We start from the raw sequence: 21,351 nt of genomic DNA on the forward strand, positions 1-21,351 counted from the left end.
CGCTTCCTTAACTATGCCGAACATCCGTGTTGCGCCTGTGGACTTTCAGGTTTGGTCGATTGCCGAACCGCCCGGGTACTTGCCAAATACATGAAGGAGCCGCCCATGAGCGCCAGCATCAATGCCACTTTGCGTCACGACTGGACCTTAGCCGAGGTCAGGGCGCTGTTCACACAGCCGTTCAATGACCTGCTGTTTCAGGCGCAAACCGTGCATCGCGCTCATTTCGACGCCAACCGCGTTCAAGTCTCCACCCTGCTGTCGATCAAAACCGGCGCCTGCCCGGAAGATTGCAAGTACTGCCCGCAATCCGGTCACTACAACACCGGCCTCGAAAAAGAAAAGCTGATGCAGGTCCAGCAAGTGCTGGAAGAAGCTGCGCGCGCCAAGGCGATCGGTTCGACCCGTTTCTGCATGGGCGCTGCGTGGAAACACCCGTCCGCCAAAGACATGCCGTACGTGCTGGAGATGGTCAAAGGCGTGAAAGCCATGGGCCTGGAAACGTGCATGACCCTGGGCAAGCTCGATCAGGATCAGACCAAGGCGCTGGCTGATGCGGGCCTGGACTACTACAACCACAACCTCGATACCTCGCCGGATTTCTACACCAGCATCATCACCACCCGCACCTACAGCGAGCGTCTGCAGACCCTGGCGTACGTGCGGGATGCGGGCATGAAGATCTGCTCCGGCGGCATCCTGGGCATGGGCGAGTCGCTGGACGACCGCGCCAACCTGCTGATCCAACTGGCCAACCTGCCAGAGCACCCGGAGTCGGTGCCAATCAACATGTTGGTGAAAGTTGCGGGTACGCCGCTGGCCAATGCCGAAGACGTCGATCCATTCGACTTCATCCGCATGCTGGCCGTGGCGCGCATCCTGATACCGCAATCTCACGTGCGCCTCTCCGCAGGCCGCGAAGCGATGAACGATCAGATGCAAGCCCTGGCGTTCTTCGCCGGTGCCAACTCGATTTTCTACGGCGACAAACTGCTGACCACCGCCAACCCGCAGGCTGACAAGGACATGCTGCTGTTCTCGCGTCTGGGCATTCAGCCGGAAGCCCGTGAAGAGCATTCGGACGAAGTGCATCAGGCAGCGATCGAACAGGCGCTGATCGAGCAGAAGAGCAGCGAGATGTTTTACGACGCGGCGGTTTAAGACTGACGCTAGTTCACTGCCTATATACAACCTGTGGCATGCACAAAAACTGTAGGAGTGAGCTTGCTCGCGATTGAGATTTGTCTGTAACACATAACGTGACTGACACACTGCAATCGCGAGCAAGCTCACTCCTACAGGGAAATGCGCATTGCATCTGACCCGAGGCCTGCATGTCTTTCGATCTGAGCGCACGTCTCGCTGCCCGTCGTGCCGACCACCTCTACCGCCAACGCCCTCTGTTGCAGAGCCCTCAAGGCCCTGAAGTCGTCGTGGACGGCCAGCCCTTGCTGGCGTTCTGCAACAACGATTACATGGGCCTGGCCAATCACCCCGACGTCGTCGCTGCGTGGAAGGCAGGCGCCGAGCGCTGGGGCGTGGGCGGTGGGGCGTCGCATCTGGTGATCGGCCACAGCACGCCGCACCACGAACTTGAAGAAGCGTTGGCTGACCTCACTGGCCGCCCCCGCGCTCTGCTGTTTTCCAACGGTTACATGGCCAACCTTGGCGCCGTGACCGCGTTGGTGGGGCAGGGCGACACCGTGTTGGAGGATCGCCTCAACCATGCTTCGCTGCTCGATGCCGGTTTGCTGAGTGGCGCACGGTTTTCCCGTTATCTGCACAACGATCCCGACAGTCTGAACACGCGGCTGGAGAAGGCGGTCGGCGATACGCTGGTGGTCACCGACGGCGTGTTCAGCATGGACGGCGACATCGCTGACCTGCCTGCGCTGGCCAAGGTTGCCAAGGCCAAAAACGCGTGGCTGATGGTCGACGATGCTCACGGTTTCGGACCTCTGGGCGCCAATGGCGCAGGGGTCGTCGAACACTTCGGCTTGAGCATGGAAGAGGTGCCCGTGCTGATCGGCACCCTCGGCAAATCCTTCGGCACGGCCGGTGCGTTCGTGACCGGAAGTGAGGAGCTGATCGAGACGCTGATCCAGTTCGCTCGCCCTTATATCTACACCACCAGCCAGCCACCCGCGCTGGCCTGCGCCACCCTGAAAAGCCTTGAGCTGCTGCGTCGCGAGCATTGGCGTCGCGAGCACTTGCAGGCCCTGATCAAGCAGTTCCGAGAAGGCGCTCAGGCTATCGGGCTTGAGCTGATGGACAGCTTCACGCCGATCCAGCCGATCCTCATCGGCAGCAGCGACCGAGCCTTGCGTCTGTCGCAGATGCTGCGCGAGCGCGGCCTGATGGTCATCGCGATTCGTCCGCCGACCGTTCCCGCAGGCAGCGCGCGTTTGCGGGTCACGCTCTCCGCCGCCCACAGCGAAGCCCAGGTGCAGCTATTGTTGGATGCACTGGAGCAGTGTTATCCGCTGCTGGGAACGAGCGAATCGGTGGAGCCACAACATGCGTGATCGGTTGATCCTGTTGCCGGGCTGGGGGCTTGGCGTGACCCCTCTGGAGCCGTTGGCCGCCGCGTTGCGCGGTCTGGACGAACACCTGCACGTCGAGGTCGAGCCGTTGCCGGATCTGGACACTGACGACCTCAATGAATGGCTCGACGAGCTGGACTCGACCCTGCCCGACAACGCCTGGCTGGGCGGCTGGTCCCTCGGTGGCATGTTGGCGGCAGAGTTGGCAGCGCGACGTGGCGAGCGCTGCTGCGGGCTGGCGACCTTCGCCAGCAACGTCTGCTTCGTCGCCCGTAGTCAGTGGCCGAACGCGATGCCGCAAACCGATTTCGACGCGTTCATCGCAGGCTGCAAAGCCGATCCCGATGCCACGCTCAAACGCTTCAGCCTTTTGTGCGTACAAGGTGCTGAAGAGCCGCGCGCACTGTCTCGACAACTCAAGGCGGGTGCGCCTCATGGCACCAGCAATGGCCTGATCGAAGGCCTCAAATTGCTCGAACAGATGGACACTCGCGCTGCGCTGCAATCCTATCGCGGCCCGCAATTACACCTGTTCGGTGGCCTCGATGCGCTGGTGCCTGCCGAAGCGTCGGCTGATCTGCTCAACCTCTTGCCGGACATCGAAGTCGGCGTGATCGAGCAGGCCAGTCACGCATTTATCCTGGAAAACCCCCACGGCGTGGCTGCGGCGGTCCAGGCTTTTTTACATGAGTCCGGTGATGACTGATCTTTCCCACTGTGCGGTGTTGAAGGCCGTGAAACAGCAACAGGCAAAAACCGAAAACCCTCTACCTGACAAGCGTCAGGTGGCGGCGTCGTTCTCCAAGGCGGCGGCGAGTTACGACAGCGTTGCCGAATTGCAGCGTGCGGTCGGCAATGAGCTGATGTCGCGTCTGCCTGAGACGACGCCCGATCGTTGGCTTGATCTCGGCAGCGGCACCGGCTATTTCAGTCGTGCGCTGGCTCAACGTTTCCCTCTCGGCGAAGGCCTTGCGCTGGACATTGCCGAAGGCATGCTCAATCACGCACGGCCCTTGGGCGGCGCGGATCATTACGTGGTGGGTGATGCCGAAAACCTGCCGCTGCGCGACGCCAGCGTTGACCTGATGTTTTCCAGCCTGGCCGTGCAATGGTGCTCGGATTTCTCCTCGGTGTTGTCCGAAGTCCGTCGCGTGCTGAGGCCAGGGGGCGTGTTCGGCTTTGCCAGCCTGTGCGTTGGCACATTGTATGAACTCCGGGACAGCTGGCAGGCAGTGGACGGCATGGTCCACGTGAATCGCTTCCGTGAGTTCGACGAGTATCAACGGCTGTGCGCGGCCAGTGGCTTGCAAGTGCGCAGCCTGAGTGTGTTGCCCCACGTGCTGCATTATCCCGATGTCCGCATCCTGACCCACGAGCTCAAGGCGTTGGGCGCGCACAACATCAATCCGGGCAGGCCGGGAGGTTTGACTGGTCGAGCGCGGATTCAGGCGTTGATCGACGCCTACGAAACGTTTCGACGGGAAAAAGGCCTGCCTGCGACGTATCAAGTGGTTTACGCCGTGTTGGAAAAACCAGCGACTGTTTAAAAAATGACCGGTTTCATGAGCGTCGTTCGTGTGAGCGCTATAGTGAGTGAGCAATAGTTTGAAAAAATCTGAACGGATGGTCGCCAAGATGAGTGCTGCGTATTTCATCGCGGGAACCGACACCGATGTTGGCAAAACCACCGTTGCCACCGGGCTGTTATATGCGGCACGCCAATCCGGGCTGAGCACGGCCGCCGGTAAACCTGTTGCATCGGGCTGCGATGTGAGGCCGAAAGGGTTGCGCAATCCCGATGCCATCGCGTTACGCGCTGAATGTTCGATTCAGTTGACCTACGACGAGGTGAATCCGGTCGCGTTCGAGCCAGCCATTGCTCCACACCTGGCCGCTCGCGAGGCCGGTGTTGCACTGACCGTTGCGTCCCTACTTGGGCCAATGCGGCATATTCTGGAAAAACAGGCTGATTTCACGCTCATCGAAGGTGCGGGTGGCTGGCGCGTGCCGCTGGCAGATCAGGCCAATCTTTCTGATCTCGCTGTCGCTCTGAGGCTGCCGGTCATTCTGGTGGTGGGCGTGCGTCTTGGCTGCATCAGCCATGCCTTACTGACGGCCGAAGCCATTGCCAATGACGGCCTGCAACTGGCAGGTTGGGTAGCGAACATCATCGACCCGAAGACGTCTCGCCTCGAAGAAAACCTCGCCACTCTGGCCGAGCGCCTGCCTGCGCCCTGTTTAGGGCGCGTGCCGCACATGAAGAAAGCGACGCCGGAAATGATTGCCGAGCATTTGCATTTGGAACTGTTGGATTAGCGGAAACGGCCCGTCTTTACCGTGCCGTCTGTGACTTCTATCACAAGGCGCAATGCCATTAGTCTTTTTGCCGAGTGTTTCACGGCCTTTACTGGTTTAATGACGCTGTTCGTTTTATGAACAGAGGATTGTGATCATGCAAATCACGCTGAACAACACCCTGTACCCAGGCCTGAGCGCCATGCAGGTCGGGCAAGATCGTGTCGATCAGGCTGCTACTCAGTTGGCAAGCCCTGGCACCGAAGTGGCGGGTCGCAGCCAGTCCTCGGACTTTCAGCTTGAGCGACTGCGCTCGGTTGACCGCCCTCAGCGTTCCGACATGGCCACGAATGTCGTCGAGCTGACCCAAGGGCGCATTCAGGTTCAGTTGGGCGCGAAAGTTGAAAAAGCTTCCGACGAAGCGCTCGGCACGCTGATCGACACCTTCGCCTGATTATTTGCAAAACCTTTCTTCAGACGCGCACTTCTTGTGCGCGTTTTCGTGTGCGGCCCCCTCTCCGAATAACGCCCTATCACCCGACCGAATCGCGGCGCTCTGACGTCTGCGTCGCGGGTTTGCTCTACTAAACTCTACTCACTGAATCAGGGGCTCGGAGCCGTGCCCGCGTGCGCGCGCCCGTGACGATCGTCTCGGCGTCGATGAAAGGTTGGCGGTGCACCCTTGACATCAATTAGGCGTAAACGTATGTTTCAAACATCTGTTTGACCATCGAATAAAAAGACATCTCGGTGGAGGGGCAAGTCCCTACAGTGACCCTACGGTCATCCAATTCCAGGATTCATCAGCAGAGGTTTATCGCTATGCCTGACTACAAGGCCCCCTTGCGTGATATTCGCTTCGTTCGTGACGAACTGCTCGGCTACGAAGCGCACTATCAGAGTCTGCCAGCTTGCCAGGACGCCACGCCTGACATGGTCGACGCCATTCTTGTGGAAGGCGCCAAGTTTTGTGAGCAGGTATTGGCCCCGCTGAACCGTGTCGGTGACACCGAAGGTTGCACATGGAGCGAGTCCGGCGTTAAGACTCCGACTGGCTTCAAAGAAGCGTACAAACAATTCGTCGAGGGCGGCTGGCCAAGCCTGGCTCACGACGTTGCACATGGTGGCCAGGGCTTGCCTGAGTCGCTGGGTCTGGCCGTCAGTGAAATGGTCGGCGAAGCCAACTGGTCGTGGGGCATGTACCCAGGCCTGTCCCATGGCGCGATGAACACCATCTCCGAGCACGGCACTCCTGAACAGCAAGAGGCCTACCTGACCAAGCTGGTTTCGGGTGAGTGGACCGGCACCATGTGCCTGACCGAGCCTCACTGCGGCACCGACCTGGGCATGCTGCGCACCAAGGCCGAACCTCAGGCTGATGGTTCGTACAAAGTCTCGGGCACTAAAATCTTCATTTCCGCTGGCGAACACGACATGGCCGATAACATCGTCCACATCGTGCTGGCCCGCCTGCCTGATGCGCCTGCGGGCACCAAGGGCATCTCGCTGTTCATCGTTCCTAAATTCCTGCCAGCTGCAGATGGCAGTGTGGGCGAGCGCAACGCGGTGAACTGCGGTTCGCTGGAACACAAGATGGGCATCCACGGCAACGCGACCTGCGTGATGAACTTCGACGGCGCCACCGGCTTCCTGATCGGCCCGCCGAACAAAGGGCTGAACTGCATGTTCACTTTCATGAACACCGCGCGTCTGGGTACCGCACTGCAAGGTCTGGCCCACGCCGAAATCGGCTTCCAGGGCGGTTTGAAATACGCTCGGGAACGTCTGCAAATGCGCTCCCTGACTGGCCCAAAAGCGCCGGACAAAGCCGCTGACCCGATCATCGTTCACCCTGACGTACGTCGCATGCTGCTGACCATGAAAGCCTTCGCCGAAGGCACCCGCGCGATGGTGTATTTCACCGCCAAGCAGGTCGACATCGTCAAATACAGCGAAGACGCCGACGCCAAGAAACAAGCCGATGGCCTGCTGGCCTTCATGACTCCGATCGCCAAAGCGTTCATGACCGAAGTCGGTTTCGAGTCCGCCAACCACGGCGTACAGATCTACGGCGGCCACGGCTTCATCGCCGAGTGGGGCATGGAGCAGAACGTTCGCGACAGCCGCATTTCGATGCTGTACGAAGGCACCACGGGCGTTCAAGCGCTCGACCTGCTGGGTCGTAAAGTGCTGATGACCCAGGGCGAAGCGCTGAAGGGCTTTACCAAGATCGTGCACAAATTCTGCCAGGCGCAAGAAGGCAACGAAGCGGTCAACGAATTCGTCACGCCACTGGCGGCACTGAACAAGGAATGGGGCGACCTGACCATGAAGGTCGGCATGGCCGCCATGAAAGATCGCGAAGAAGTCGGCGCTGCATCGGTGGATTACCTGATGTTCTCCGGTTACGTCTGCCTGGCGTACTTCTGGGCTGACATGGCGCGTCTGGCGGCTGAGAAACTGGCTGCGGGCACCGGCGAAGAAGCCTTCTACACCGCCAAGCTGCAGACCGCGCGCTTCTACTTCCAACGCATCCTGCCGCGCACTCGCACACACGTTGCGGCCATGCTGTCGGGCGCGAATAACCTGATGGACATGAACGAAGAGCATTTCGGCCTGGCTTACTGAGTCAGCCGGGTAGCTTTACGTCAAAGCCGCTTGTCTTTCGGGACAAGCGGCTTTTTTGTGAGCGTCATTTTCAAGATGACAAATTAATGACGACAAAAAACAGTGATTTCTCTCACCATTTTCCTCATCAAATGAGTAAAGTGGCCGATACAGGCACAATGCCATTTGATTTGCACTTGCTCCACACGGGTAGGAGTCCGTCCTCTTGCTGCGCCCTTCAGCTGCACGCCTTAGCCATTTTCTACCGTCACTGGCGTTGTTGATCGCCGGGCTCGCGGCTGCATACGTGAAGGACTTGAACGTGTTCTTCACCTCACTGTTCAACGTACTGCCCACGTTGGTGCTGTTGCTGGGCGGTGCGTACTGCGGGGTTTACAAGCGTCAGCGCGAACTGTTCCTGATGATCACCGTGTACATCGCCTATTTCCTGCTCGACACCCAGACCGATTACTACCGTGACAATGGAAAAGTCCGAGAGGACGCCGCCGTGGTGTTTCACCTCTGCTGCCTTCTGCTGCCTGTGATGTTCGGGCTGTTCGCCGCTTGGGAAGAACGCACGCATCTGTTGCAGGATCTGGTGGCACGTCTGGCCGTCCTGGTCGCGGTCGGCAGCGTGGCACTGGGGCTGGAGCAAAGTTTCCCGGAAAGCCTCCTCGCCTGGCTCGCCGACATTCGCTGGCCTGCACTGCACGGCGAGTGGATGAGCCTGATCCAGCTTTCTTACGTGACGTTCCTGATTGCCTTCGGCGTGCTGATCACTCAGTACATTCGTAAACCTCGGCCGCTGCATGCCGCGCAATTGGTGGGCCTGCTCGGGTTGTTCTGGGCATTGCCGAAAACCTTCATCCTGCCGTTTACGCTGAACATCATGTGCAGCCAGGTCATGTTGATGATTGCTGCGAGTGTGGCACACGAGGCCTATCAGATGGCGTTTCGTGATGAGTTGACCGGATTGCCGGGTCGGCGAGCGCTCAATGAAAGGATGCAGCGTCTGGGGCGCAACTACGTGCTGGCGATGAGTGACGTCGACCACTTCAAGAAATTCAACGACACCCACGGCCACGATGTGGGCGATCAAGTGCTGCGCCTGGTGGCGAGCAAACTGTCGAAGATCACCAACGGTGGCGGTCGCGCCTACCGCTATGGTGGTGAAGAGTTCGCCATCGTATTCGCGGGCAAGACGATTGATGAGTGCATGCCGCACCTGGAAGTGATCCGCGAGACCATCGCCAACTACGCCATCCATTTACGTAATCAGGACAACCGTCCTCAGGACGATCTGCAAGGACGCCAGCGCCGTGCAGGCTCGCAGGCGTCCACGGTCTCGGTGACGGTCAGTATGGGCGTCGCCGAACGGTTGCCTGAACACCGCAATCCCGAAGAAGTGCTCAAGGCTGCTGACCAGGCGCTTTACGCGGCCAAAGGCGCGGGCCGCAACTGCGTGATCGCGCACGGCCAGACCAACAAACGCGGCGCCGTGCGAATGGCCGCTGCCAGCTAAGACTTCTTCCTTTCCAAGGGTAATCAAATGCTTCTGCTGCAAGGCGGGGGCTTTTTTAATGCCTTCATTTTTATGTGACTTAAATTTGATAAATGGTCACTACTTGACCCTATGTGTCGCAAATGGTGTTCCTGTACACTCGGCCTGACTGACACATTGATGCTGCACCCTGTCTGCAGCGTCTCTTTCCCCGGGTCTCTGTTGCTGTTTGCGAGGTTTGCCATGGCTGACTACAAAGCGCCGTTACGTGATATGCGCTTCGTCCTCAATGAAGTGTTCGAAGTCTCCAAACTCTGGGCCACGCTGCCAGAGTTGTCCGAAGCAGTGGATGCGGAAACCGTCGAAGCGATTCTTGAGGAGGCCGGCAAGGTCACCAGCAAATCTGTCGCACCGCTCAGCCGTGCCGCTGACGAAGAAGGTTGTCATTGGGCTGATACCGTGGTGACGACACCCAAAGGTTTCGTTCAGGCGTACAAAACCTACGCCGAAGGTGGCTGGGTGGGCGTCGGTGGTAACCCCGAGTTTGGCGGTATGGGCATGCCCAAGGCTGTCTCGGCTCAGGTTGAAGAAATGGTCAACTCGTCGAGCCTGGCGTTCGGCCTGTACCCGATGCTGACGTCCGGCGCCTGCGTGTCGATCAACACCCATGCCAGTGAAGACCTGAAAGCCACGTACCTGCCGAACATGTACGCCGGGATCTGGGCCGGTTCCATGTGCCTGACCGAAGCCCATGCCGGGACCGACCTCGGGATCATTCGCACCAAGGCCGATCCGCAAGCGGACGGTTCCTACAAGATCAGCGGCACAAAGATTTTCATCACCGGTGGTGAACACGATCTGACTGAAAACATCATCCATCTGGTGCTGGCCAAGCTGCCGGACGCGCCTGCGGGGCCGAAAGGCATCTCGCTTTTTCTGGTGCCGAAATTCTTCGTCAATGCCGACGGCAGCCTGGGCGCGCGCAACAGCGTTTCCTGCGGTTCCATCGAACACAAGATGGGCATTCAGGCGTCCGCGACTTGCGTGATGAACTTCGATCAGGCTGAAGGCTATCTGGTGGGCGAGCCGAACAAGGGCCTGGCTGCGATGTTCACGATGATGAACTACGAGCGTCTGGGGGTAGGCATTCAAGGCCTGTCGTCGGGCGAGCGTTCTTACCAGAACGCTATCGAGTACGCTCGCGACCGCTTGCAGAGCCGCGCGCCGACCGGGGCTCAATCCAAAGACACTATCGCCGATCCGATCATTGTCCACCCTGATGTCCGTCGCATGCTGCTGACCATGAAAGCCCTGAATGAAGGTGGTCGTGCGTTTTCCACCTACGTCGCCATGCAGCTGGACACGGCCAAATACAGCGAAGATGACGACGTTCGCCATCGCGCCGACGCGCTCGTCGCGTTGCTGACGCCGGTCGCCAAGGCGTTCCTCACTGACATGGGGCTGGACACCACGGTCCTCGGTCAGCAGGTGTTCGGCGGCCACGGCTACATTCGTGAATGGGGGCAGGAGCAGCTGGTCCGCGACGTGCGTATCACCCAGATTTACGAAGGCACCAACGGTATTCAGGCCCTTGACCTGATGGGGCGCAAAATCGTCGCCACCGGCGGAGCGCATTACCGGCTGTTCTCCGACGAAGTTCGGGCATTCATTACGGCGTCTGACGCGTCGCTGAGCGAATTCACCAAACCCCTGAGCGCCGCGCTGACAACTCTTGATGAATTGACGGACTGGGTGCTGGATCGCACGCGCAGCAACCCGAATGAAATCGGCGCTGCCTCCGTCGAGTACCTGCATGTGTTCGGCTACACGGCGTACGCGTACATGTGGGCCATGTCGGCCAGAGCGGCGCAGGGAAAAGAGGCTCAAGAAGATTTCTACGCCAGCAAAATGGGCACCGCGCGCTTCTACTTCGCGCGCCTGCTGCCGCGTATTCAATCGCTCGCGGCATCGGTTCGGGCGGGCAGCGAGTCGTTGTACTTGCTGGACGCTGCGCAGTTTTGATGGGGTAGACGTCGTGTAAGCTTTGGCTTACACGACGCGCTGACAATTGGCTCTATCGCGTTATGGGATCCAAAGTTAATCTACACACATGGACGTCGCGCAGGATGCGCAAACAGACAACATGGACACGTAGGGAATGCCTGCCAGGACGGTGGGAAGAAAGGGAAGTCAAAAGGGAAACAGTCTGGAAAACCTCGCTTCGGCGGGGTTTTCTTTTATCTGGCTTTTGTAAACGTCTGACCCCGCCTCAAGCGCCATCCGGCAAAGCAGGCTTCGGATTCTCCATCTCATCCAGTACCGATTTCAGCAGCTCCAGCGTGGCTTGCTGCCTTTGCGCGTCGCGATACACCAGCCCGATTTGCAAGGGCACTCGCGGTTCGCTAAGCGGCTTCCAGAGTAATTCCGCGTTGTCCTGAATATCCTGCGCCCGGCCCGGCAGCACCGTTGCCAATTTCATGTGCGTGAGGCTGTCGAGAATGCCCGCCATGTTATTCAGCTCAGCCTGCACATGCGGACGACGTCCGAGATTGCTCAATTGCGTCTGCCAGATCTGCCGCACCTGAAACTCTTCGCCCAGCAGCAACATCGGCAGTTCAGCCGCTTGGGTCATCGAGACCTTCTTGAATTCTCGCAGTGGATGATTGAAAGGGATGACGAGCTTCAGTTCATCTTCATACAGCAGCATGCCGTGTAACCCCGGTTGGCGGGGCGGCAGGTAACTGATACCGATGTCCAGCGAGCCGTTGAGCAAGCGGCGCTCGATCTCCATCGCACTCAACTCATAGATCTGCACCACCAGATGCGGCTGCGCCTTGCGCACATGCTCCAGCATCTGCGGCACCAGGCTTGAGTGCACGGTTTGCATCACGCCAATCGCCAGAGTGCGTTGCGACTGACCTTTGAAGTTACGCAGTGCATCCCAGGCGCGTTGCATGCCTTCGAGTAGCGGGACAGCGTGGTTATAGAGCGTGTGCGCCGCAAGGGTCGGAAGCAGGCGTTTGCTGCTGCGCTCGAACAGGCTGACATCGAGGCCGTGTTCGAGCAGGCGAATCTGCTGCGAAAGCGCGGGTTGCGACAACGACAGACGCTCGGCAGCGCGCCCCACATGGCCTTCTTCATAGACCGCGACGAAATAACGCAGTTGGCGGAAATCCATAAGTGATGCTTATCGAAATGGCTGGAAAATCGAAATGGTCGGTAGAGCGCTCGCGGCATAGTCTACGCCCAACTCATGAGGGTTGCAGGGGCATACGGTGCAATGAGCAGTGTCGTAACAGGCAGCATTTGCATAGGCAAAGCGGAAAATCGGATTCATGGCATTGAACAGGGGCAGCGCCTATGAACCTGTTCAACCGTCAGCGCCAAGCCAGTGCCGAGGGTATCGACGGTGCTGAATCGTTGGCATTGCTGTCACCGCTGGAGCGCCTCCGTCAACGCACGAAGAGCGACGAGGCGGGTTTGTTCTCTGCCGAGCAGGACGCCTGTGCGGCGGCCCTCACGCTGGCGCGTCGCTGGGGAGAGCTGCACCGACGGGGCGAGTGCGGCATCGTGGTCGCCAGTGGTGGACGGTTTGATCGGCTGATCGAATCGATGACCGCTGACGTCAGTCGCGTCCCTTTCAACGATCTGTCTGCGATGGAAGCGGCCGTGGATTCACGAACGGTCGCGATCATCCTGGAGCCGATTCAGGGTTCATCCGTCGTGACACCTGCTTCGCAAGTTTACCTGCAAGGTGTGGAAAGACTCTGTCGTGCGCTGAATATTCTGCTGATTCTCAACGAGGCGCGTGGCCCGATTGGGCAGCACGGCGGTGTGTTGTGCGAAGACAGCTACGGTGTGCGCGCCGACATCGTCGTGCTGGGCGACCACTCGAATCGGTGTCCGCGCAGTCCAGCGTTATTGGTTCGTGGCCAGGCCTGCGCCGGTCGGATCGACCAATTGCCGGGCTTCGTGCCAGAGCCGGTGTCGAGCCTTTCGGCGCGACGCCCGCCCGTCATAACCCCCCCACTGACGACCGTGTTCGACGGCCTGATGGCCTGAGCCTAAAACTACCGTCTGGCGTTCCGTACGCTTCGCCCTGCACCAGAAGCACTGGGTGCGGGGCGTTTTTTTGCAGCGGGTAGTGGCTCGATGATATGGGCCGTGGAACCCCTGACTCAACGCAGAGTCGATTAGCTGTGTGGCCTTGTCAGGCCATCCTCTTAATCTGGAGCATCACCCATGGACATCATTCGCATCATCATCGCCATCCTGCTGCCACCCCTGGGCGTGTTCCTGCAAGTCGGCTTTGCCGGCGCTTTCTGGCTCAACATTTTGCTGACGCTGCTGGGATACTTCCCCGGCATCATTCACGCCGTTTACATCATCGCCAGCCGGAAGTAAGCCCTGCACAGGTATTGCGATGTACGCCGTAATACCTGTGGGAGCCGGCTTGCTGGCGAAAGCGGTGTCTCAGTCGCCCTCGGCGTCACAGACAGATCGCCTTCGCCAGCAAGCCGGCTCCCACAAAAAGTCAGCGTTGCCCGCCAGAAAGCGAGCGCATCACCCCTCCATTACCTTCCGATAAAACGCCCATTCGGTTTCCAGCGCGTGGGCTTGGTTGCTGGCTTTGCGGAAGCCGTGGCGCTCGTCCGGGTAGAAATGCCCTTCAGCGGGGATGCCTTTTTCCAACAGGGCGTTGAGCATGTCGCGTGTCTGGGCGGGAACAACCACGGCATCAAGTTCGCCTTGGAAGAAGATCACCGGCACCTTGATCTGGTCAGCATGTAACAACGGCGTCCGTTCTTTGTAACGGACCATGTCGATGTCCGGATCGCCGATCAGCCAGTCCAGATAATCCGCTTCAAACTTATGCGTCGCCTCGGCGAGCGCGAGGGGATCGCTGACGCCGTAAAGACTCGCGCCTGCGCGGAACACGTTCTTGAACGCCAGTGCACAGAGGGTCGTGTAGCCGCCCGCGCTGCCTCCGCGAATGAACGCGTTATTCGGATCTATCAACCCCTGATTGCCCAGGTATTCGACCACCGCGCAGGCATCCTCCACATCGACCACGCCCCATTCCAGAAACAGCGCCTGCCGATAGGCGCGGCCATAGCCGGTGCTACCTCTGTAGTTAAGGTCGGCGACCGCGAAGCCGCGCTGCGTCCAGTATTGAATGCGCGGGTCTAGCACCGGGTAGCAGGCTGACGTCGGCCCGCCGTGGATGAACACCACCAACGGCGGCTTCGTTTCGCCGTTCATGGCCGGGTAGAAGTAGCCGTGTGCTTCCTCGCCACCACTCGGATAGCGCAAGGTTTGCGGACGGCTGATGCGCTCGATTGGAAGCGGCGCGACGCCACCGGCCAGCACCTGAACGCTTTTGTCCGAGCGGCTGATTGCTACGACGGCAGAGGGACAGATCGCCGATGCCGCGATGCAATAGATGTACTCATCGTCCATCGCCAAGCTGCGAAAGCGGCTGTAGTCGCTGCCGAATAGGCTCACCGTATTGTCAGCCGAGCGGATGCCCAACACGCCCATGCCGTCTTCCGACCATGTGGCCAGGTACGCACCGTCATTTAACGGCAGCCAGCTTGAACCGCCCAATTGCCAAGGCGCGGGCGCGTGATCAGCGTTGGCTGCCGGCAAGGCTTCAAACCCTTCCAGCGTCTCGACCCACGGTTGCCAGAACCCGGCGCGGTCTGTCAGGCAATACAAGCGGCCTTGAGCATCGAAGCGCGGTTGTTGCAGGGCTTCAAGCCCCAATCCGCCCGCCAGACAATGGGCCCGACCCCATGTGGCATCCGCTTGGCGCTCAACGCTCAGCAGCCGGGTCGAGGTCCACGGCTGATGCGGGCGCCACCATTCGATCCACACCAGCCGGTTGCCATCCGGGCTCAGCGTCGGTGATGCGTAGAAATCGGCACCTTCGGCCAAGACTTCGCGCCGGCCATCGATCAGGTCAATCGCTACCAACCGGTGAACGTCTTTTTCCTCCTCGACCGCCAGAATTTGCCCACGAGCGAATCGGACATCGCCGTAGTGCTTGTCACCTTGGGTCAGGGGTAGCGGGGTGCTGGAGTCGAAAGGTTGAACGTAGATCTGCTGATCTGCCTCGTTGACGAACGCCACTGCGTCGTCGGTGAGGCAGAACGATCCGCCGCCGTATTCGTAGACCCGACTGCGAACGCTGAAGCCGTCCGGGGTCAGGCAGGTAGTGGCGCCTTTGCTCCAGCGCCAAATGCGCGAAGCCGCGTCCTGCGGGCGAAATTCATTCCAGAAAAGGCCGGCGGGACTGACGCTCAGTTCAGCGAAATCGATGCCTGCCGCCACAGCCTGGGCGGCAGAGAACAGGTCAGGATTTTGCGATGAGGCGTGAGTTTCGTTCATTGCGGAAAGCCAGTTGCTCAATGGTCTGGCTAGCATACTCGGCTTCATCGCGCGCTTGGGTGATCAGGCTGTGTTGCGGCGATTTGCTGCATACCGGGTCGGCGTTGCTGGCGTCACCCGTGAGCATGAAGGCCTGACAGCGACATCCGCCAAAGTCCTTCTCTTTCTCGTCACACGACCTACACGGCTCGGGCATCCATTCGTACCCGCGAAAGCGATTGAAGCCGAAGGATTCGTACCAGATGTGCTGCATCGTGTGATCGCGCACATTCGGAAACTGGATCGGCATCTGCCGTGCGCCGTGGCAGGGCAGGGCGGTGCCGTCTGGCGTGACGGTCAGGAACAGATTGCCCCAGCCATTCATGCAGGCTTTCGGGCGCTCTTCGTAATAATCGGGCGTGACGAAGATCAGCTTGACCGGGTGATTCTCGGCGGCGAGTTTCACGCGGTATTCGTTGGTGATGCGTTCCGCGCGCACCAATTGATCCTTGGTCGGCAGCAGGCCTACCCGGTTCAGTTGCGCCCAGCCGTAGAACTGGCAGGTGGCCAACTCGACGAAGTCCGCTTCCAGTGCCACACACAGCTCGATGATCTTGTCGATTTTATCGATGTTGTGCCGGTGGGTGACGAAGTTCAGCACCATCGGATAACCGTGCTTTTTCACCGCCCGGGCCATCTCCAGCTTCTGCGCGAAGGCTTTTTTCGACCCCGCGAGCATGTTGTTCACTTGCTCGTCGCTGGCCTGGAAGCTGATCTGGATGTGATCCAGACCCGCTTCTTTGAAGTCGATAATTTTTTGCTCGGTCAGGCCGATGCCAGAGGTAATCAGGTTGGTGTAGAAGCCCAGTCGACGGGCCTCGGCGATCAGCTCAGCGAGGTCTTGGCGCACCAACGGCTCGCCACCGGAAAACCCGATCTGCGCCGCGCCCATCTGCCGCGCTTCGGCCATCACCTTGAACCACTGCTCAGTCGTCAGTTCCTGCCCCTGCTTGGCAAAATCCAGCGGGTTGGAGCAATACGGGCATTGCAGCGGGCAACGGTAAGTCAGCTCGGCGAGCAGCCACAACGGCAGCCCGACCGGAGGCGTAGGCGGAATATGCACCTTGGATTCAGCTGTCGTTGGCTCAGCCAAGTTCGATCCAGTGTTCGGCACGGGCGACCTCCATGAATTGCTCGACGTCAGTGCCAAGCTCGGGAACGCCAGGGAATTTTTCGTCGAGCAGCGCGATGATCGCGCCGACGCTGCGTTGACCGTCGATCAAGCCGCCGATCTCGCTGGCGCTCTCATTCAGCTTGATCATGCCTTCCGGGTAGAGCAGAACATGGCCATTCTGCGCAGGCTCGAACTGGAAGCGATAACCCCGACGCCAGCTCGGCACCTGTTCACGATTGAAGCTCATAGCGCGATTCCTTTATGCCAGACGCGTTGGTCAGTGACGCTGTGGTAAGGCGGGCGGTTCAGCTCGTAGGCCATGGTCATGGCGTCCAGCATGCTCCACAAAATGTCGAGTTTGAACTGGAGGATTTCCAGCATGCGCTGCTGGCCTTCCCAGGTCGTGTAGTGCTGAAGCGTGATCGCCAGACCATGCTCGACGTCGCGACGGGCTTGGCCCAGACGGGTGCGGAAATATTCATAGCCCGCGGGATCGATCCACGGATAGTGCTGCGGCCAACTGTCGAGGCGCGATTGGTGAATCTGCGGCGCGAACAGTTCGGTCAGCGAGCTGCTGGCGGCTTCCTGCCAGTTGGCGCGGCGCGCGAAATTCACATAGGCGTCGACGGCGAATCGTACGCCCGGGAGCACCAATTCTTGCGAACGCAGTTGGTCAGGGTCCAAACCCACGGCTTGACCCAAACGCAGCCATGCCTCGATGCCGCCGTCTTCGCCCGGGGCGCCGTCGTGATCGAGCAGGCGCTGAATCCATTCGCGACGGATCTCGCGGTCCGGGCAGTTGGCCAGAATTGCGGCGTCTTTCAGAGGAATGTTCACCTGGTAGTAAAAGCGATTGGCGACCCAGCCCTGAATCTGCTCACGGGTGGCGCGGCCTTCGTACATCGCGACGTGGAACGGGTGATAGATGTGGTAATACGCGCCCTTGGCGCGAAGGGCCTGTTCGAATGCGGCGGGGGACAGTGGCGTTTGCTCACTCATGTCGTCAGTCATCCTCAAGAATAGTGGCAGATCCCACAGGTGGACCTGCGTTTTCCTACAACTCGATGCTCATGCCATCGAACGCGACTTCAACCTCGCGGCGGGCCAGTTCGGCGCGCTCGGGGGAGTCTTCGTCGAGGATCGGGTTGGTGTTGTTGATGTGAATAAGCACCTTGCGCTGCCGTGGCAGTTTTTCCAGCACTTCCAGCATGCCGCCGGGGCCATTCTGCGCCAGGTGGCCCATCTCTGTGCCGGTGCGCGTGCCCACGCCGCGACGCTTCATCTCGTCGTCGTCCCACATCGTGCCGTCGACCAACAGACAGTCGGCGCCGCTCATTTTCTCCATGAGGGCGTTGTCCACTTTGCCCAGGCCCGGTGCGTAGAACAGCTTGCCGCCGGTGCGCGTGTCTTCGACCATCAGCCCGATGTTATCGCCCGGGTGTGGGTCGAATCGGTGAGGCGAGTAGGGCGGAGCTGCGCTGCGTAGAGGAAACGGCGTAAAGCGCAGGTTCGGGCAGGCCGGAATCACGAAGCTGCCTTCCAGTTCGATGCGGTTCCAGACCAGTCCACCGTTCCAGTGTTTGAGCATATTGAACAGCGGAAAGCCCGTGCTCAGGTCTTCGTGGACCATGTCCGTGCACCAGACCTGATGCGGGCAGCCTTCGCGCAGGCTCAGCAGGCCGGTGGTGTGATCGATCTGACTGTCCATCAGGATGATCGCGCTGATGCCGGTGTCGCGCAGGCCGCGATTGGGTTGCATCGGCGCGAAGCCTTGCAGCTGTGCGCGGATATCCGGAGACGCATTGCACAAAACCCAATTCACGCCGTCATCTGACAAAGCGATGGACGACTGGGTGCGAGCCTGTGCTCGCAAGCTGCCGTCGCGAAAGCCTGCGCAATTGGCGCAGTTGCAGTTCCACTGAGGAAAACCGCCGCCCGCCGCCGAGCCGAGAATCTGGATGTGCATGAGTGCTCCCTACCAAGTGAGGCCGCGAGGCCCGAGACGTGCGTGAACGCCGCGTCTGAAAGTCTTGAATCCTGTAACAAAAAAGCCCCGGCGAACCGAGGCTTTTCATCGCGCAACAATCAGCGGCTTGCGAAGTACATGGTGACTTCAAAGCCGATACGCAGATCGGTGTAAGCAGGTTTAGTCCACGACATAGGGAACTCCTTCCGGGTGAGTGCAGCGGTGGGTGGGTACATCTTTAGTACACCTGCAAGAGGAGACGTTCAAATGCTTAGGCAGCTATGTTACTAAAAATATCAGCTCTCCAATGATGAAAGTTTGGATAAAGCTTTTTGCATATCAGGCAATGATCGTACGGCGGAGAGTGGCTATCCGTGCGGGTTGGCGCGATTTGACAGCTTGAATACCGGGGTTTGAGACAGCGCTACCCGATTTGCGGCTTCAATCAGGCCCTCGTGACGAAGATGTGCAAATGAATGTTGCAGACGAGCGGCATAGTCGGTGCCATGTCCGGCCAGATGAGCCTGCCACAGCATCTCGGCTGATTGTTGAGGGTCCATGCCGGTTGGATCGAGTTGAGCTTGAAGGGCAGTCAGTTGTGCTGGCAGGTCAGCGTGTTCGATCCGCGCGGGCAGGTTTTTCATGAATTCTTCGATGTGCTCGACCAACTCACCGACGTTGGCGCTGGGGGATTGCACGCCGAACAGCATCCCGCCTCGCCCGGCAATCTGTCGGAAACCGCTGAATACCGCGTAGCCCAATTGCAACTCGACACGCAGACGCTGGTAGAACGGCCCCTGCACCAGATGAGAGAGAAATCGCCAGCTCGCCTCGTCTTCGATACTGTTCGTGGGCGTCGGATAGAACATCAGCACAGCATCTTCGGACGATTCCGACGGCTCGATTTGCCAGCGTTGATCGGGCATCTGCGCGGCGGTTTGCGTCGCCAGGGTTTTCGGAGCACTTGGGATGCGCGTCATCGCGTGGGCCAACGCGCGTTGGCCATTCTGCTGGAATCCGAAGGCTAACCCTTCCCATCGTGCCTGGGACCAGACGCCTTGCAGGTCGCGTGATTCGCCAGCAATGGGGCTGTTCAGAAAATGATCAGGCAAGGTCTTGAGCAACTGGCGGATCGGGATCGGCGTCGGCTCATGGGCTGGCAACCCGTAACGGGAGAGGGTTTCTTCAGACGGTTCGCCGAGGTGTGTCAGCGCTTGCTCCAGGACGGCAGGGATAGGGTCGGCGAAACCGCCCAGTTTGAGTTGCCAGTGAGCGCCATACGCATCAAAAGCCAGGATGACGCCCGCTTGTTGTGCGTCGGCAATAAGAGGCTTGAGGCTTTCGGTGAGCATGCGATGCAGCTTGGGCTGCGGTGACGGCAGCGTCCAGCTCAGGTAAATCGTAGCCTCGCCGGTTGCCGGGAGGGCATTGCTGATGGTCAATGCGGGTGGCAAAAACGCAGCGGTTTGAAACGGCTCGCGAGGTCGCAGGAACGGGTTCGGGCTGGGCAGGTGCCAGAGGATGTCAGTGATAGCGGTGGGCGTGATCGGATGCAGCAGGGCACTTGGCTTGAGTTGATCGAGCAGCGCGTCAATGGTCTTGGCTTGCAGGCCCGATGGAGCGTGATCAGCGCTGTAATGCCGTGCAAGTGCGAGTGCGTTGCTGACGTCCAGGTGGCGCTGTTGCAGGTGCCCGAACTCGTCGAGCAGTGCGTGGTAATTCGCTTTGAAAAATGCCAGCCAATTGAAGATCAGGTCATAGATTTGCGTGGCGTGCACCGACGTTTTCGCGAGCAAGCTCACTCCCACAGGGGACTGCGTACGGTCTGTAGGAGTGAGCTTGCTCGCGATGGGGTTTGTTAGAGCAATCTCGATCTCGAGTAAAACCTGCCCCGCGAACTCATACACGGCCTGAGCCTTCAGTGACTCGATCAGCCCCCGTTCCCGCAGCACCGCCATCAGGCCACCTGGCTGCGCATTGTTCATCCACGTGCACAAAAAGGCCGTTGCCTGTTCGTGCCCTTGCGACAGGCTTTCGCACGCAAACATCAGATGCATCCGACGCGGGTCATCTTCGCTCTGGGACTCACGGGGTTGTTCGTGCATCAGTGCAGGCGGTTTCTGCTGTTCGATCCTACGGCCAGCAATGAAAGAGCCGCCAAACGCCATGACCATCGCCTGCAACTCGTCCACCGTCTGCGGCCCGGCAAGGCTCAATGTCATCTGGCCTGCCTGATAAAACCTGCGGTAGAAATCCTGCAACGCGCGCTGAAAGATCGGACGCGGGACGGGCAGGCTGAAACGATTGCCCGCGTGAAACCCACGCAACGGGTGCAGAGGCGACAGAGGCTGAAGACGTTTCAGTTGATCGCGGGACGCCTCATCCCGCGACCATGCAATGAATTCTGCGTGCAACACTTCACGCTCACGCATCTGATCGGCCAGGCTCATGCGCGGATGAGCGAGCATGTCGCACAGCCGTTCCAGCCCACCTGCGAAGGCGGCGGGCCCAAGCTCAAAGAAAAAGTCAGTGGTGCGCTCGCGGGTGCTGGCGTTGACCTGCCCGCCGTGACGCTGAACGTAGGCCATCAGATTCTGGTCTGCGGGAAAACGCTCGGTGCCGAGGAAGAAAAGGTGCTCAAGAAAGTGCGCCAGCCCCGGCCATTGCGCCGGCACATCATGACTGCCCGCCGCCACCCGCAATGCCGCTGCACAACGCTTCAGACGCGGCGCGGAACACAGCGCCACACGCAAGCCGTTGGGCAAGGTCAGGGAACGACGTGTGGTTGAATTGGGCACTGGCATGAAGACTTCCGCGATTGCGTAGGAAAGTGATTCGTCATGCTAGCGGATTGGGAAGGCTATAACCTGAACGGCGCGCATTTGTTGATGGCACG

The 21,351-nt window shown here is 59.5% G+C and carries 19 protein-coding genes; 11 read left to right on the forward strand and 8 right to left on the reverse strand.

The features are described 5' to 3' along the window. Positions 1-105: 105 nt before the first annotated feature. The 9 genes from bioB (at position 106) to AAEO81_RS02890 (ending at position 10,968) form a co-directional block, all read left to right on the forward strand. A complete protein-coding gene (bioB, locus tag AAEO81_RS02850; protein WP_341961494.1) occupies positions 106-1,161 on the forward strand; it encodes a biotin synthase BioB in 1,056 nt (351 codons plus the stop codon). Positions 1,162-1,334: 173 nt separating this feature from the next. Continuing rightward, on the forward strand, positions 1,335-2,525 hold the full coding sequence (bioF, locus tag AAEO81_RS02855) for an 8-amino-7-oxononanoate synthase (RefSeq protein WP_341961497.1): 1,191 nt from the start codon (positions 1,335-1,337) through the stop codon (positions 2,523-2,525). Beyond that, complete coding sequence (locus tag AAEO81_RS02860; protein ID WP_341961500.1) at positions 2,518-3,249, forward strand: alpha/beta fold hydrolase; 732 nt, start codon at positions 2,518-2,520, stop codon at positions 3,247-3,249. Before bioF ends, AAEO81_RS02860 begins: the two co-directional genes overlap by 8 nt. Then, entirely contained in the window at positions 3,242-4,090 is an 849-nt protein-coding gene (gene bioC / locus AAEO81_RS02865) for a malonyl-ACP O-methyltransferase BioC (protein ID WP_341961501.1), read from the forward strand. Before AAEO81_RS02860 ends, bioC begins: the two co-directional genes overlap by 8 nt. Before the next feature lie 88 nt (positions 4,091-4,178). After that, the gene (gene bioD / locus AAEO81_RS02870) at positions 4,179-4,859 is read left to right on the forward strand and encodes a dethiobiotin synthase (RefSeq protein WP_341964451.1); all 681 of its coding nucleotides are present in this window, start codon (positions 4,179-4,181) and stop codon (positions 4,857-4,859) included. A gap of 136 nt (positions 4,860-4,995) precedes the next feature. Beyond that, positions 4,996-5,292 carry a pyrroloquinoline quinone biosynthesis protein PqqE gene (locus AAEO81_RS02875; protein ID WP_166595640.1) on the forward strand — a complete coding sequence of 99 codons (297 nt, stop codon included), beginning with the start codon at positions 4,996-4,998 and terminating at the stop codon, positions 5,290-5,292. Positions 5,293-5,660: 368 nt separating this feature from the next. Continuing rightward, positions 5,661-7,466 (forward strand): phenylacyl-CoA dehydrogenase, encoded by a 1,806-nt coding sequence (locus AAEO81_RS02880; protein ID WP_341961503.1) that lies wholly within the window; start codon positions 5,661-5,663, stop codon positions 7,464-7,466. A 205-nt stretch (positions 7,467-7,671) separates the two neighbouring features. Further along, positions 7,672-8,967 (forward strand): GGDEF domain-containing protein, encoded by a 1,296-nt coding sequence (locus AAEO81_RS02885; RefSeq protein ID WP_341961504.1) that lies wholly within the window; start codon positions 7,672-7,674, stop codon positions 8,965-8,967. 222 nt (positions 8,968-9,189) lie between these two features. After that, the gene (locus AAEO81_RS02890; protein ID WP_341961505.1) at positions 9,190-10,968 is read left to right on the forward strand and encodes an acyl-CoA dehydrogenase C-terminal domain-containing protein; all 1,779 of its coding nucleotides are present in this window, start codon (positions 9,190-9,192) and stop codon (positions 10,966-10,968) included. A 247-nt stretch (positions 10,969-11,215) separates the two neighbouring features. Here AAEO81_RS02890 and AAEO81_RS02895 read toward each other — a convergent pair whose 3' ends face one another. Beyond that, the gene (locus AAEO81_RS02895) at positions 11,216-12,124 is read right to left on the reverse strand and encodes a LysR family transcriptional regulator (protein WP_341961506.1); all 909 of its coding nucleotides are present in this window, start codon (positions 12,122-12,124) and stop codon (positions 11,216-11,218) included. A 182-nt stretch (positions 12,125-12,306) separates the two neighbouring features. Here AAEO81_RS02895 and AAEO81_RS02900 point away from each other — a divergent pair, with 182 nt between their 5' ends. Beyond that, a complete protein-coding gene (locus AAEO81_RS02900) occupies positions 12,307-13,008 on the forward strand; it encodes an aminotransferase class III-fold pyridoxal phosphate-dependent enzyme (protein ID WP_341961507.1) in 702 nt (233 codons plus the stop codon). A 180-nt stretch (positions 13,009-13,188) separates the two neighbouring features. Continuing rightward, positions 13,189-13,350 carry a YqaE/Pmp3 family membrane protein gene (locus tag AAEO81_RS02905; protein ID WP_081564967.1) on the forward strand — a complete coding sequence of 54 codons (162 nt, stop codon included), beginning with the start codon at positions 13,189-13,191 and terminating at the stop codon, positions 13,348-13,350. A gap of 159 nt (positions 13,351-13,509) precedes the next feature. Here AAEO81_RS02905 and AAEO81_RS02910 read toward each other — a convergent pair whose 3' ends face one another. From AAEO81_RS02910 to pqqF, 7 genes are all read right to left on the reverse strand, one after another. After that, complete coding sequence (locus tag AAEO81_RS02910) at positions 13,510-15,336, reverse strand: S9 family peptidase (RefSeq protein WP_341961508.1); 1,827 nt, start codon at positions 15,334-15,336, stop codon at positions 13,510-13,512. Beyond that, positions 15,302-16,489, reverse strand: coding sequence for a pyrroloquinoline quinone biosynthesis protein PqqE (pqqE, locus tag AAEO81_RS02915; RefSeq protein ID WP_341961509.1), 1,188 nt, complete (start codon positions 16,487-16,489; stop codon positions 15,302-15,304). The genes AAEO81_RS02910 and pqqE overlap by 35 nt, the downstream gene beginning before the upstream one ends. Then, positions 16,461-16,736 carry a pyrroloquinoline quinone biosynthesis peptide chaperone PqqD gene (pqqD, locus tag AAEO81_RS02920; RefSeq protein WP_166595632.1) on the reverse strand — a complete coding sequence of 92 codons (276 nt, stop codon included), beginning with the start codon at positions 16,734-16,736 and terminating at the stop codon, positions 16,461-16,463. The genes pqqE and pqqD overlap by 29 nt, the downstream gene beginning before the upstream one ends. Beyond that, complete coding sequence (pqqC, locus tag AAEO81_RS02925) at positions 16,733-17,488, reverse strand: pyrroloquinoline-quinone synthase PqqC (protein WP_341961510.1); 756 nt, start codon at positions 17,486-17,488, stop codon at positions 16,733-16,735. Before pqqC ends, pqqD begins: the two co-directional genes overlap by 4 nt. A gap of 55 nt (positions 17,489-17,543) precedes the next feature. Beyond that, entirely contained in the window at positions 17,544-18,455 is a 912-nt protein-coding gene (gene pqqB, locus AAEO81_RS02930; RefSeq protein ID WP_341961511.1) for a pyrroloquinoline quinone biosynthesis protein PqqB, read from the reverse strand. A gap of 119 nt (positions 18,456-18,574) precedes the next feature. Continuing rightward, positions 18,575-18,649 (reverse strand): pyrroloquinoline quinone precursor peptide PqqA, encoded by a 75-nt coding sequence (gene pqqA / locus AAEO81_RS02935; protein WP_003422658.1) that lies wholly within the window; start codon positions 18,647-18,649, stop codon positions 18,575-18,577. 174 nt (positions 18,650-18,823) lie between these two features. Then, positions 18,824-21,259, reverse strand: a complete 2,436-nt coding sequence (pqqF, locus tag AAEO81_RS02940; protein ID WP_341961512.1) for a pyrroloquinoline quinone biosynthesis protein PqqF — start codon at positions 21,257-21,259, stop codon at positions 18,824-18,826. Positions 21,260-21,351: the final 92 nt, after the last annotated feature.

The sequence above is a fragment of the Pseudomonas sp. RC10 genome (assembly GCF_038397775.1).
GTDB classification, from domain to species: domain Bacteria; phylum Pseudomonadota; class Gammaproteobacteria; order Pseudomonadales; family Pseudomonadaceae; genus Aquipseudomonas; species Aquipseudomonas bambusae.

Excerpts from the sequence above, each read along its gene's own strand:
- bioF (WP_341961497.1), top strand. The coding sequence starts at position 1,335 with ATGTCTTTCGATCTGAGCGCACGTCTCGCTGCCCGTCGTGCCGACCAC.
- AAEO81_RS02875 (WP_166595640.1), top strand. The coding sequence starts at position 4,996 with ATGCAAATCACGCTGAACAACACCCTGTACCCAGGCCTGAGCGCCATG.
- pqqC (WP_341961510.1), bottom strand. The coding sequence starts at position 17,488 with ATGAGTGAGCAAACGCCACTGTCCCCCGCCGCATTCGAACAGGCCCTT.
- AAEO81_RS02900 (WP_341961507.1), top strand. The coding sequence starts at position 12,307 with ATGAACCTGTTCAACCGTCAGCGCCAAGCCAGTGCCGAGGGTATCGAC.
- AAEO81_RS02860 (WP_341961500.1), top strand. The coding sequence starts at position 2,518 with ATGCGTGATCGGTTGATCCTGTTGCCGGGCTGGGGGCTTGGCGTGACC.
- AAEO81_RS02890 (WP_341961505.1), top strand. The coding sequence starts at position 9,190 with ATGGCTGACTACAAAGCGCCGTTACGTGATATGCGCTTCGTCCTCAAT.
- bioC (WP_341961501.1), top strand. The coding sequence starts at position 3,242 with ATGACTGATCTTTCCCACTGTGCGGTGTTGAAGGCCGTGAAACAGCAA.
- AAEO81_RS02910 (WP_341961508.1), bottom strand. The coding sequence starts at position 15,336 with ATGAACGAAACTCACGCCTCATCGCAAAATCCTGACCTGTTCTCTGCC.
- pqqD (WP_166595632.1), bottom strand. The coding sequence starts at position 16,736 with ATGAGCTTCAATCGTGAACAGGTGCCGAGCTGGCGTCGGGGTTATCGC.
- AAEO81_RS02895 (WP_341961506.1), bottom strand. The coding sequence starts at position 12,124 with ATGGATTTCCGCCAACTGCGTTATTTCGTCGCGGTCTATGAAGAAGGC.
- pqqB (WP_341961511.1), bottom strand. The coding sequence starts at position 18,455 with ATGCACATCCAGATTCTCGGCTCGGCGGCGGGCGGCGGTTTTCCTCAG.
- bioD (WP_341964451.1), top strand. The coding sequence starts at position 4,179 with ATGAGTGCTGCGTATTTCATCGCGGGAACCGACACCGATGTTGGCAAA.
- bioB (WP_341961494.1), top strand. The coding sequence starts at position 106 with ATGAGCGCCAGCATCAATGCCACTTTGCGTCACGACTGGACCTTAGCC.
- AAEO81_RS02880 (WP_341961503.1), top strand. The coding sequence starts at position 5,661 with ATGCCTGACTACAAGGCCCCCTTGCGTGATATTCGCTTCGTTCGTGAC.
- pqqF (WP_341961512.1), bottom strand. The coding sequence starts at position 21,259 with ATGCCAGTGCCCAATTCAACCACACGTCGTTCCCTGACCTTGCCCAAC.
- AAEO81_RS02905 (WP_081564967.1), top strand. The coding sequence starts at position 13,189 with ATGGACATCATTCGCATCATCATCGCCATCCTGCTGCCACCCCTGGGC.